This is a genomic window from Streptomyces sp. CNQ085 (genome assembly GCF_022614595.1).
Lineage (GTDB): Bacteria > Actinomycetota > Actinomycetes > Streptomycetales > Streptomycetaceae > Streptomyces.
This window is the reverse complement of sequence record NZ_JAJFAU010000005.1, coordinates 1-11,462: the sequence shown is the minus strand read 5'-3', so window position 1 is coordinate 11,462 and position 11,462 is coordinate 1. Positions and strand designations below refer to the sequence as shown.

General features: G+C 72.9%; 11 protein-coding genes. 4 read left to right on the top strand and 7 right to left on the bottom strand.

Translation table 11 applies throughout. The annotated features are described in order from the left end of the window. Nucleotides 1-270 precede the first annotated feature (270 nt). The 4 genes from LJ221_RS02010 (at nt 271) to LJ221_RS01995 (ending at nt 3,787) form a co-directional block, all read left to right on the top strand. Entirely contained in the window at nt 271-1,377 is a 1,107-nt protein-coding gene (locus LJ221_RS02010; RefSeq protein WP_241713177.1) for an FHA domain-containing protein, read from the top strand. A gap of 117 nt (nt 1,378-1,494) precedes the next feature. After that, nucleotides 1,495-2,223 carry an ABC transporter ATP-binding protein gene (locus LJ221_RS02005; protein WP_241713175.1) on the top strand — a complete coding sequence of 243 codons (729 nt, stop codon included), beginning with the start codon at nt 1,495-1,497 and terminating at the stop codon, nt 2,221-2,223. After that, the gene (locus tag LJ221_RS02000) at nt 2,220-3,290 is read left to right on the top strand and encodes an ABC transporter permease (RefSeq protein WP_241713173.1); all 1,071 of its coding nucleotides are present in this window, start codon (nt 2,220-2,222) and stop codon (nt 3,288-3,290) included. Before LJ221_RS02005 ends, LJ221_RS02000 begins: the two co-directional genes overlap by 4 nt. Before the next feature lie 92 nt (nt 3,291-3,382). After that, on the top strand, nt 3,383-3,787 hold the full coding sequence (locus LJ221_RS01995) for a globin (RefSeq protein ID WP_308314700.1): 405 nt from the start codon (nt 3,383-3,385) through the stop codon (nt 3,785-3,787). Nucleotides 3,788-3,895: 108 nt separating this feature from the next. On the opposite strand, the gene LJ221_RS01990 is transcribed toward LJ221_RS01995, so the two are convergent. The 7 genes from LJ221_RS01990 to LJ221_RS23580 form a co-directional block, all read right to left on the bottom strand. Further along, nucleotides 3,896-4,624 carry a hypothetical protein gene (locus tag LJ221_RS01990; protein WP_241713169.1) on the bottom strand — a complete coding sequence of 243 codons (729 nt, stop codon included), beginning with the start codon at nt 4,622-4,624 and terminating at the stop codon, nt 3,896-3,898. Next, complete coding sequence (locus LJ221_RS01985) at nt 4,621-5,061, bottom strand: acyl-CoA thioesterase (protein ID WP_374228350.1); 441 nt, start codon at nt 5,059-5,061, stop codon at nt 4,621-4,623. The genes LJ221_RS01990 and LJ221_RS01985 overlap by 4 nt, the downstream gene beginning before the upstream one ends. Nucleotides 5,062-5,069: 8 nt before the next feature. Further along, nucleotides 5,070-6,734, bottom strand: a complete 1,665-nt coding sequence (gene ettA, locus LJ221_RS01980; RefSeq protein ID WP_241713167.1) for an energy-dependent translational throttle protein EttA — start codon at nt 6,732-6,734, stop codon at nt 5,070-5,072. Nucleotides 6,735-7,022: 288 nt separating this feature from the next. After that, the gene (locus LJ221_RS01975) at nt 7,023-8,468 is read right to left on the bottom strand and encodes a Cys-Gln thioester bond-forming surface protein (RefSeq protein WP_241713165.1); all 1,446 of its coding nucleotides are present in this window, start codon (nt 8,466-8,468) and stop codon (nt 7,023-7,025) included. A gap of 366 nt (nt 8,469-8,834) precedes the next feature. Further along, nucleotides 8,835-9,050, bottom strand: a complete 216-nt coding sequence (locus LJ221_RS01965; protein WP_241713162.1) for a single-stranded DNA-binding protein — start codon at nt 9,048-9,050, stop codon at nt 8,835-8,837. 156 nt (nt 9,051-9,206) lie between these two features. Next, nucleotides 9,207-11,204 (bottom strand): GTPase, encoded by a 1,998-nt coding sequence (locus LJ221_RS01960; RefSeq protein ID WP_241713161.1) that lies wholly within the window; start codon nt 11,202-11,204, stop codon nt 9,207-9,209. Between the two features lie 5 nt (nt 11,205-11,209). After that, nucleotides 11,210-11,356, bottom strand: a complete 147-nt coding sequence (locus tag LJ221_RS23580) for a hypothetical protein (protein WP_241713160.1) — start codon at nt 11,354-11,356, stop codon at nt 11,210-11,212. Nucleotides 11,357-11,462 lie beyond the last annotated feature (106 nt).

Here is an 11,462-nt window from a genome sequence, read left to right as displayed (position 1 = left end):
GCCCGGCTCTTGAGCCGGGCGGCGGCCGGCCGAGGCACCGCACGGTGGCCGACGCGCGGGTCGCGGGAGGTCCGGCCGGGCGGGAACGGCCCGGAGGCGGTGGGGAAGGCAGTGGGCATGACCGGCCCCGCGCCCGGTACTGTTCCGCTGACGGCGGTGGCCCCCGGGACCGGCGGGACCACCGAGCGCGCGGCCCGAAGGCCGGGGCGCGCGGAGAGGCGAACGACCGAGCGACGCGACACGGAGCCGCGCGGAGGGGGAAGGACCGAGATGTCGACTTGCCCGAACGGCCATCAGTCGGCGGCCGAGGACTGGTGCGAGGTGTGCGGCCACCGCATGGCCTCCGCTCCGGGTGTGCCCGCCGGTGCCGTCCCGCCGCCCCCGATGCCCGGCCCGGGCGGCTACGGCTATCCCGGCCCCGGGGGCAACTCCGCGGCGCGGGGCGAGCCGTGCCCACGGTGCCGTACTCCCCGCGCGGGGCACTCCCCGGTCTGCGAGGAGTGCCGGTACGGCTTCCTCACGCACTCCCCCGCCGCCTACGGCCCGCCTCCGCCCGCACCGCCGCAGCAGATGCCCGGCGGCAGCCCGGGCGGGCTGGACCTGCCGCCCGGCTTCCAGACGCAGGGCCCGCCCGGTCCGCCGTCTCCGCCCGCGCCCCCTCCCCAGCACCACGCCCAGTCCCCGCACGGGCAGCCCGATTACGGACAACAGCCCGGCTACGGCTACCCCCAGCCTCCGCAGCCGCCCCGGCAGCCGCAGGGGGGCGGCGGTGACGACTGGACGCTGCCGCCGCCCTCGCACGGCGGGCAGCAGCCCGGCCCGCATGCCCAGCTCCCGCACGGGCAGCCCGACTACGGCCGCTCCGACTACGGACAACAGCCCGGCTACGGCTACCCCCAACAGCCCCCGGCCCCCCAGCCCCCGCATCAGGAGCCGCAGCACCAGCAGGGGGCGCCGCCCCAGCAGCAGCCCGCGAACTGGGCGGTGACGGTCGGGCCCGACCACGAGTACTTCACCGCGATGATGCGGCGCAGCGGCCCCGAGGCGGCCGGGCTCAACATGCCCTCCTACTCCGCCGAGCAGCACGTCCGGCTCAGCGGCCCCCAGGTCACCATCGGCCGCCGCCGCCACTCCACCGGCGAGTCGCCCGACATCGACCTGGGCCGCTCGCCGGAGGACCCGGGGGTCTCGCACCAGCACGCGGTGCTGGTGCGGCAGCCCGACGGCGGCTGGTCCGTGGTCGACCAGGACTCCACCAACGGCACCACCATCAACGGCGCCGAGGACCCGATCCAGCCGTTCGTCCCCGTCCCGCTCCGGGAGGGCGACCGGGTGCACGTCGGCGCGTGGACCACGATCACCCTCCGCCGGGGCTGACTCCCGCGGCCGGCCCCGGAGCCCCGGGCTTCCCGGGCCGCACCCGGTCGCCGGGTGAGAGCGCCCCGGATCTGGCCGAGTACCAGAAAGTAATACTCCGGTACTAGTCTCCGTCCCATGACAGACGCTGCGATCACAGTCGAGGGACTGCGCAAGCGGTACGGGGACGTACAAGCCGTCGACGGAGTGTCCCTCACCGTCGAACGCGGCGAGTTCTACGGCATCCTCGGACCGAACGGCGCGGGCAAGACGACCACCCTGGAGATCACCGAGGGTCTGCGCAGGCCGGATGAGGGAACGGTCCGGCTGCTCGGCGAGTCCCCCTTCCCCCGCAACCCGGCGCTGCTGCGCCGCATGGGCGTCCAGCTCCAGGCCTCGGCGTTCTTCGAGAAGCTGACCGCCCGCGAACAGATACGCACCTTCGCCTCCCTCTACGGCGTCTCCGCCGAGCGCGCCGACGCGATGCTGGAGACCGTCGGCCTGACCGAGAAGGCCGGCACCCGCGAGAACAAGCTCTCCGGAGGCCAGGCCCAGCGGCTGTCCATCGCCTGCGCGCTGGTCCACGACCCGGAGCTGGTCTTCCTGGACGAGCCGACCACCGGTCTCGACCCGCAGGCCCGCCGCAACCTGTGGGACCTGCTGCGCGCCATCAACGAGGAGGGCCGCACCGTGGTGCTCACCACGCACTACATGGACGAGGCCGAGACCCTGTGCGACCGGGTCGCGGTGATGGACCACGGCCGCGTGCTGCGCGTGGGCGCGCCCTCCGAGCTGATCGGGGAGCTGGGCGTGGACTCCCTGGAGGATGTCTTCCTCCAGCTGACCGGACGGGAGTACCGCCAGTGAGCGCCGGAACGTTCACCAGCCTCTCCGGGGCGATGGCCCTGGGCCTGCTGCGGGACCGTACCGCCGCCTTCTTCATGCTGGTCTTCCCGCTGATGTTCCTGGTCCTGTTCGGCGCGCTGTTCAAGAACGACGCGACGGCGCGGGCGGAGATCGTCCAGGTCGGCCAGGTCGAGATCTTCGACTCCCTGCCGCGCGACGCGCGCGAGGGGCTGGAGGAGGTCCTGGAGATCAGGCGGTCCGACAACCGGGAGGCGGCCCTGGAGGAGGTCCGCGCGGGCGACGTGGACGCCGCCGTCTGGCAGGAGGGCGACCAGGTGCGGCTGCGCTACTCGGCCGCCGACCAGGTACGGGCGGGGAACGCGCGGGCACTGGTCGACTCGGTCGTCCAGCAGGCCAACATCGCCGCGACCGGGCGACCGCCCGCCTACGAGCTGACCACCCGCCAGGTGGAGGACGAGTCGCTGCGGGCGATCCAGTTCCTCACTCCCGGTCTGCTCGGCTGGGCGGTGGCGATGGGCGCGGTCTTCGGGTCGGCGTTCACCCTGGTCAACTGGCGCAGGAAACGCATCCTGCGGCGGCTGTGGCTGGCCCCTGTGAGCGCGGGCACGGTCATCGCGGCCCGGGTGGGGGTGAGCGTGGGCCTGGCCCTCGTCCAGACCGCGGTCTTCCTCGGTGTGGCCTCCCTCCCCTACTACGGCCTGGAGCTGAGCGGCCACTGGTGGCTGGCCGTGCCGCTGGTGGTGTGCGGCACGCTGGCCTTCATGTCCATCGGGCTGGTCGTCGGCGCCTGGGCGAAGACCGAGGAGGCGGCGAACGGGGTCGCCCAGGTGGTCATCCTGCCGATGGCCTTCCTCTCCGGCGCCTTCTTCCCGCTGGAGGGGGCGCCGTCCTGGGTACGGGCGGTCTCCGACCTGTTCCCGCTGACGTATCTGAACGAGGCGATGCAGGATGTCATCTCCCGCGGCCACTCCTGGGGTGCGGCGCTGCCCGTCATGGGCGGGCTGCTGCTCTTCGCGACGGTTCTGACGGCCGTGGCCGCCCGGCTCTTCCGCTGGGACGACGCCTGAGGCCCCGCCCGGCGGCCCCGTCCGGCCCGTGCCCTCGGCGGCCGTGCCCCGAACCCCCGGGGCACGGCCGGGTATCTGCGACCATGGGGGGCGTGATGGAGATTCCGCGTGGCGACGTGCAGACGCAGACCTTCTTCGAGCAGGTCGGGGGCGAGGAGACGTTCCGGCGGCTGGTGCGCCGCTTCTACGAGGGCGTCGCCGGGGACCCGCTGCTGCGGCCGATGTACCCGGAGGAGGACCTCGGGCCGGCCGAGGAGCGGCTGGCGCTCTTCCTGATGCAGTACTGGGGCGGTCCGCGCACGTACGGCGAGCAGCGTGGGCACCCCCGGCTGCGCATGCGGCACGTGCCCTTCAGGGTCGACCGCGCCGCCCACGACGCCTGGCTGCGGCACATGCGCGACGCCGTGGACGGGCTCGGCCTGTCACCCGAGCACGAGCGGCAGCTGTGGGACTACCTGGTCTACGCGGCCGCCTCGATGGTCAACACCCCGGACTGACCCCCCGTACCACGCACGCATACGGCAGAGCCCCGGCCCCGGTTCCCTCCCCGGGCCGGGGCTCTGCCTTCGTCGCCTTCGTCGCCTTCGTCGTTCACGGAGGCGTCCTCACAGCGGGGTGACGCTCAGCCCCGGCCGGCCCCGTCCGGAGCCGCGCACGGCGACCGAGCCGTACGGGGTGCGCAGCCGCAGCCAGGACCCGGCGGCCAGCACCGCCACCGCGACGGCCCGCCCGCCGGTGACGGGCGGCGGACCCTGCGGGCCGGCCACCGGGGCCGGGCCGCGCGAGCGCAGCATGCCCAGCGCCTGCGCGGCGTGCACGGCGCGCAGCGGCAGCCCCGTACCGCCGCCCAAGGGGCGGGACCAGATCTCCTCCGCCAGCGCGTCCAGCGCCTCGCGGCTGCGTTCGCCGGGCGCCAGCGCCTCGCTGCGCCGCCGGAACTCCGCGACCACCGACGCGGCCACCGAGCGCACCGACTCGTACGGCAGCTCGCCCACCGGCCGCCAGCCGCCGCGCGGCGGCAGCAGACCGGCCCAGGGCGGGCCGGTCACGGCGGCGGGCACGGAAGCCGACCCGGACGCCTCCTCAAGGCCCTCCAGCAGTTCTCCGGCGGAGACCGTCGCGTCCAGCTGTGCCGACTCGGTCAGCCGGGCGGTGCGCACGGCCAGCACCTCGAAGCGGGCCGGGCGCGCGAAGACGCCCAGGACGCCGTCCCCGGCCGCGCGCAGCCGTACCGCCGCGGCCTTCTCCCAGCGCAGCAGCCGGCCCAGGAGGGCGGCCAGCTCGGCCGCCTCACCCGGGTCGGCGAACACCAGGCGTGGAGGGTGTCCGCTCATGCCGCGGCGGCCCCCGTCGCACTGTCGTCCAGGTACTCCTCGAGGAACGCCTTCTCCTCGTCACGGAGCCGGCGCGGACGCTCGCGCTCCAGGTCGTAGGGGACCACGACCGTCGAGGCGCGGACGTAGACGGTGTCCCCCTCGCCGGGGCCGTCCTTGACCTCGTAGGCGACCGTCAGCGAGGCCGCGCCGATCCTCGTCACCCACATCTCCACCACGACCGGCTCGTGCCGGTGCACCAGCGGACGCAGATAGGAGATCTCGTGCCCGGCCACCACCGAGCCGCCAGTGAAGGCCCCCGACGCCGCCTGGCGGGCGAGCCGGAACATGAAGTCGATCCGCGCCTCCTCCAGGTACCTCAGGAACACGACGTTGTTGACGTGCCCGAAGGAGTCCATGTCGGACCAGCGCAGGGGGCAGGGGAATGTGTGGCGCACGCCTCTCCTCAGCCCCGCGTCAGCTTCTTGTAGGTGGTGCGGTGCGGACGGGCGGCGTCCGGGCCGAGACGCTCCACCTTGTTCTTCTCGTACGACTCGAAGTTGCCCTCGAACCAGAACCACTTGCTCTCGCCCTCGTAGGCGAGGATGTGGGTGGCCACGCGGTCCAGGAACCAGCGGTCGTGGGAGACCACCACGGCGCAGCCGGGGAACTCCAGCAGCGCGTTCTCCAGCGAGGACAGGGTCTCGACGTCGAGGTCGTTGGTCGGCTCGTCGAGCAGGAGGAGGTTGCCGCCCTGCTTGAGGGTGAGCGCCAGGTTCAGGCGGTTGCGCTCACCGCCGGACAGGACCCCGGCCGGCTTCTGCTGGTCCGGGCCCTTGAAGCCGAACGCGGAGACGTAGGCTCGCGAGGGCATCTCGACCTGGCCGACGTTGATGTAATCCAGTTCGTCGGAGACGACGGCCCACAGCGTCTTCTTGGGGTCGATGTTGGCGCGGGCCTGGTCGACGTAGGAGATCTTGACGGTGTCGCCGACCTTGATGGTGCCGGAGTCCGGCTCCTCCAGCCCCTGGATCATCTTGAACAGCGTGGTCTTGCCGGCGCCGTTGGGGCCGATGACGCCGACGATGCCGTTGCGCGGCAGAGTGAAGGACAGGTCGTCGATGAGGACCTTGTCACCGAACGCCTTGTGCAGGTGCTCGATCTCCACTACGACGTTGCCCAGGCGCGGGCCCGGCGGGATCTGGATCTCCTCGAAGTCCAGCTTGCGGGTCTTCTCCGCCTCGGCGGCCATCTCCTCGTAGCGGGTCAGACGCGCCTTGGACTTCGCCTGGCGGCCCTTGGCGTTGGAGCGGACCCACTCCAGTTCCTCCTTGAGGCGCTTCTGCCTCTTGGCGTCCTTCTGCCCCTCGACCTTGAGGCGGGCGGCCTTCTTCTCCAGGTAGGTGGAGTAGTTGCCCTCGTAGGGGTGGGCACGGCCGCGGTCGAGCTCCAGGATCCACTCGGCGACGTTGTCCAGGAAGTACCGGTCGTGGGTGATGGCCACGACGGTGCCCTCGTACTTGGCCAGGTGCTGCTCCAGCCACAGCACGGACTCGGCGTCCAGGTGGTTGGTGGGCTCGTCCAGCAGCAGCAGGTCGGGGGCCTCCAGCAGCAGCTTGCACAGCGCGACGCGGCGCTTCTCACCGCCGGAGAGGTTGGTGACGGGCCAGTCGCCGGGCGGGCAGCCCAGGGCGTCCATGGCCTGCTCCAGCTGGGCGTCCAGGTCCCAGGCGTTCGCGTGGTCGAGCTGCTCCTGGAGCTTGCCCATCTCCTCCATGAGCTCGTCGGTGTACTCGGTCGCCATCTGCTCGGCGATCTCGTTGAACCGGTCGAGCTTGCCCTTGACCTCCGCGACGCCGTCCTGGACGTTCTCCAGCACCGTCTTGGACTCGTCCAGCGGGGGCTCCTGCAGGAGGATGCCGACGCTGTAGCCGGGGGCGAGGAAGGCGTCGCCGTTGGAAGGCTGCTCCAGCCCGGCCATGATCTTCAGCACCGTGGACTTTCCGGCGCCGTTGGGGCCCACGACACCGATCTTGGCTCCGGGCAGGAAGCTCAGCGTGACGTCGTCGAGAATCACCTTGTCGCCGTGCGCCTTACGCGCCTTGCGCATGGTGTAGATGTACTCAGCCAAGAGAAACCGTCCGGCAATCAGGGAGTGGGCAGATACACCCCATCTTGCCGCACCCCCGCGCTGGGACGAAAACGAGTACCGGGGCGACCCGTGTCACGGCCCCGGGCCGTGGACGCCGTGAAGACCGCGAGCGCCATGAACGCCATGACCGCCATGAACGCCATGAACGAGGCCGTGTGCCGCCGCAGGGGTGCGACGGCACACGGCCGGATGGTTCAGGTGGTCCGGACGGATCGGGCGATCACACCCGGACCGGTGGAACTGTGCGGAAGCAGGTGGAGCGACGGCTCAGTCGTTGGAACCGGCCGTGGCGGGCGTCTTCTTCCGGAGGAAGAAGACGGCGGCGCCACCGAGGACCACCAGGGCGAGGGCGACGCCCGCGATGATCGGGGTGTTGCTGCTGCTACCGGTCTCGGCGAGGTTGCCGCCGGCGTCGCCGGCAGTGCCGGTGTCGCCGCCGACGGTGGCCGGGCTGGGCTCGGTGGAGGGCTCGGGGGTCTCCTCCCCGCCGCCACTGCCGCCGGTGGTGGTCTCGGTCTCGGTCTCGCAGTCGAGGGTGCCGGTGAAGGTCTCCTCGAAACCGTTCGGACCGGTGATCGTGATGTTGTACTCCTGGTCCTCCTGGACCGGGACGGTCACGGTCTCGGAGCCGCCGGCCGGGATCTCGTACTCCTTGCCCGCGAGGGTGAAGGTGAACGGCTCGTCACCCTCGTTGCTCGCGGTGACGTCCACGCCGCCCTTGACGCAGTTCTTCTCGGCGGTCACGGCCGGGATCGGGCCCTCGTTGGCCCAGTTCGCGGTCGCGGTGGCGGTGACGCTGGAGCTGCTGGAGCCGGCCAGGATCTGGGTCTGGCTCGGGTTCTTCGGGTCGACGCTGGTGAAGGCACGGCCCACGGCGACCTCGGTGTTGGCCTGCGCGGTCAGCGAGGCGGTGCCGGGCTCGGTGTCCTCGGGCACATCGAAGAAGAGCTGGTCGCCCTGCTTGGCGGCGGTCACCGCGTTGCCGTCCTTGTCGACGACCGTCACACCCGCGCTCGTGGCGTCCGCGCCGGGCGCGACGTTCACGGTCTGCGCGTTGGTGTTCACGGTGACCGGGCCGAGCTTCTCGCCGGCCTTGCCGGAGACGGCGGACGGCTCGAGCGTGAGCGATGCCTCCGGCTCGGCGAGGTTCTCGGCCGACTTGATCAGGTACTCGGCGAGCTTGTCGGCATCGTCGCTGTCCGCGTCGACCTTCACGTTGTCGGAGAAGTGCCAGATCGCGATCTGGGTGCCGGCGGCGGCGGTCTTCTCGGTGAGCTGCTTGGCGCCGGCCTTGCCCGCGAGCGCCGTGAGGTCGTTCACCTGCGGGTAGGAGTTCTCCAGGATCCAGAGGATCTTGCCCGCGTTCTCGTTGTTGTGGAGCGTGGACTCGTCCCAGGACGCCTCGCGGTACTTGGCGCCCGCGACCGTCCCGCGGCCGACGTCGATGCAGTAGGTCTTCAGGGTGCCGCCACCGTCGACCTTCAGCTCGAACAGACCGGCAGCGGTCCGGCCCGGAGTGGGCCCGTCAAGGATCTTGACGCCGGAACCGATCGTCACGCCGGCCTTGGGCAGGGTGGCGAGCACACCGCCCGGCTGGTTGTTCTCGTCTGCGACGGCGCTTCCCGCTCCGGCGATCGCTCCTGCCGCCAGCATGCCCGTGGCTATCGCTGCGGCGGCGAAACGGGCGGGACCCCGTCCGCGTACAGAAATCATGGTCTGGTCGTCCCCTCGTCCAACCCCCGTGTCTCAGGGGGCGATCGTAGGGAGCAATCGGAGCGAGTTCCCCGAAAATACCAGACGTTACACACTCCGAGTCCCAATCGTTATCGCGGAATGCCGCGGAGTCACATTTGTCCCGACGTACGGCCTGTTGCCCGCTGCTCGCGTGTGAGCGTCATGGACCGCCTGCCGGTTCGCCGGCGGGAACGGCCCGCACGACGCGGCGGAACGACGAGGTACCCCGGGCCAGGTCGTGCCCCGCGGCCGTGGCCTCGATCTCCGCGGACGTCCAGCGCTTCCCGTCGCGTTCGCCCTGCCGCACTCGCAACCGCCCCCGCGCCAGCAGGGGTTCGCCGACGGTCACGGAGGCGGCCAGGTGCTCCGCGAGCCCCCGGAACGCCCAGACCGTGTAGAAGCGCTGGTGCAGGCGTCGTCCGTCCAGCCGTCACGCTGCCCGTCATAGCGCCGCGCCGTGGTGGCCAGCCGCAGCCGGACCACCGGATGGCCGGACGCCGACGCCCTGGACTCCACCGCCGACGCCGCGTTGCCGACCACCGTCACCATCGTCTCGTTCATCAGGGCCGCCCCTTCCCTCTTCCGCCCGCTCCTGCGTACGGGCCTCATGCTGCACGGCTGCGACGGTGTCCGCCGCAGCCTGTGGAGTACCGCCGGGTTGTGGACAACCCGGTCACCCGGACGGGTGAGAGCAGAGGGGGCTTTCCCGATCCGGCCTCAGGTCCGGCCCGTACCGCCCGCCGCGATGACGTACTGCTCGCGCACCTCCCGGTACCGCAGCAGTTCGGCCGCCACCGGTTCCAGTACCCAGGCCTGGCCCCAGCCGGTCGCCAGGCGCCGCAGTCCGCGCTCCTCCTCCAGCCCGTACGCCCGGGCCGGCCCCCGTGCCGCGAGCCGGCAGCACCAGGCCAGCAGCGGGCCGCCCAGCGCGCCGCCCGTCAGCAGTGCCAACGGCAGCCGGACGCCGCCCCACCCGGGCCCCCCGGCGACCAGGTCCACCAGCAGGTACAGACCGAGCGACTGGACGGCCAGCAACAGCCACTGCGCGCACGCCACCACCGTCCACCAGCGCGGCCTCGGCGGCCGGGCCTCACCGCCCCCTCCCCCGTACGCCCCGCCCGGCCCTCGTCCCCGTCCGCGCCCGTTCCCGCCCACGGCGCAGCCGCCCTCCCCGTCCTCGTCCGCTGCCGAGGCGATCGCGTCCTCCAGCGCCTCCGGCAGTCCCAGCGCACCGCGCCAGGCCGCGTCCCGCACCGAACGGGCCCACGGCCGCGGCAGCCCGGCCGACGCCTCCTCCGCCAGCGCCCGTACCGCCTGCGCCAGCACGGGCCGGGCCACCGCGGCCGTCTTCGGCGCCGCGGCCCCGCCCTCCGCCTCCGTCCCGTTCCCGTGTCCGTCCTCGCTCCCGGCGCCGGGAGCGGCCGGAACCGGAGCCGTCTCCTCCCCGCGTCCGCGCCGCGCCTCGTACCGGCGCAGCAGCCGCGCCCAGGGGGTGCCACAGGCCTGCTCGGCGTGGCGCAGCCAGAGGCGTTCGGCCGTCTGCCCCGCCGCCCACGCGCCCACCGCCGAGGCCAGCCGATCCTCGAACTCCTCGCGTGCCCGCTCCGTCAGCCCGGCCGGGCCCTGCGGGGTGTCGGCCATGTAGACCGGGCGGAGCCGGGCGACCACACCGTCCACGTCGGCCGACAGCCGCAGCGCCGCCGCCCGCCGCCCCTCGACCAACTCCCCCAGGGAGTCACTCAGTTCGCCGACGCCCCGGCCCGTGAGCGCGGACAGGGCCAGTACGGTCGCGCCGGGCTCGCCGTGCTCGCCGAGGGCCATGCCGTCCTCGTCCAGCAGTCGCCGCAGGTCGTCCATGACGGTGTCGACGGCGTCGCCCGGCAGCCGGTCGACCTGGTTGAGCACCACGAACGTCACCTCGGCGTGGCCGGCCAGAGGCCGCAGGTAGCGTTCGTGCAGCACCGCGTCCGCGTACTTCTCCGGGTCGGTCACCCAGACCACCGCGTCCACCAGCCGCAGCATCCGGTCGACCTGCTCACGGTGGCCGGGGGCGGCGGAGTCGTGGTCGGGCAGATCGATGAGGACCAGGCCGCGCAGCGCCGGGTCGCGCGGCTGCACCCGGCGCCGGGCCCGGGGCGGCACCCCCATCCGCTCCAGCAGGCCGTCGGCGCCGCTGTCCCACTCGGTCTCCCAGACGCAGGCGACGGGCACCGAGGTGGTGGGGCGGCGCAGTCCGGTCTCGGAGAGCTGGACCCCGGCGAGCGTGTTGAACAGCATCGACTTGCCGCTTCCGGTGGCCCCGGCGACGGCCACGGTGGTGTACGCCCGCGACAGTCTGCCGCGCGCGGTGACCTCGTCCAGGACCCGGCCCGCCTCGGCGAGCACCTCACCGTCCAGCCGGGTGCGGGAGAGGCCGACCAGTTCCCGCAGCGCGAGCAGCCGCCGGCGCAGTGCCTCCTCCCCGGGCGCGGCGTCCGGGGAGGCGTACACCCGCGTGCCACCCGTACGGCCGTCGCGGGCGGCGTCGAACAGCCCGTCGCCGCGGGCGTCCTCGAGCGGGCCGCCCTCGAACGTCGCGGTGTCGAACGGACCGGCCGGGAAGGGCACGCCCCCGGTCTCCTCCCGCACACCTCCTCCCCCGTCCGTGCGGGCCCTGCGGGCGATCAGCCCGTCGTTCCAGATCCGGCCGCCGTCGGTGCGGAGGTCCACGCCCACCGCGATCACCTCTCCCTCTGCAGTACGGACAGTGCGGCGATCAGGGCCACCTGCTGGTCGGGGGTGGCGTCGAGGTCCCGCAGGGGCGCCAGCCGGTAGCCGCGCTCCCCTCGCAGCACGCGGTCCAGGCACTCCTCCAGCAGCTCCGCCATCCGCCTCGGGCATGGGCACCGGAGTGAGGACGGAGGTGATGGGGGCCACTGCGCCGAGGTCTGCGCCCGAGGGGCCGTCGAGCTCGTCGTCGAGTGCGGTCATGTG

What these genes read in the sequence shown, in the direction of transcription:
- LJ221_RS02005 (WP_241713175.1), top strand. Translation starts at nt 1,495, where the DNA reads ATGACAGACGCTGCGATCACAGTCGAGGGACTGCGCAAGCGGTACGGG.
- LJ221_RS02010 (WP_241713177.1), top strand. Translation starts at nt 271, where the DNA reads ATGTCGACTTGCCCGAACGGCCATCAGTCGGCGGCCGAGGACTGGTGC.
- LJ221_RS01975 (WP_241713165.1), bottom strand. Translation starts at nt 8,468, where the DNA reads ATGATTTCTGTACGCGGACGGGGTCCCGCCCGTTTCGCCGCCGCAGCG.
- LJ221_RS01990 (WP_241713169.1), bottom strand. Translation starts at nt 4,624, where the DNA reads ATGAGCGGACACCCTCCACGCCTGGTGTTCGCCGACCCGGGTGAGGCG.
- LJ221_RS23580 (WP_241713160.1), bottom strand. Translation starts at nt 11,356, where the DNA reads ATGGCGGAGCTGCTGGAGGAGTGCCTGGACCGCGTGCTGCGAGGGGAG.
- LJ221_RS01965 (WP_241713162.1), bottom strand. Translation starts at nt 9,050, where the DNA reads ATGAACGAGACGATGGTGACGGTGGTCGGCAACGCGGCGTCGGCGGTG.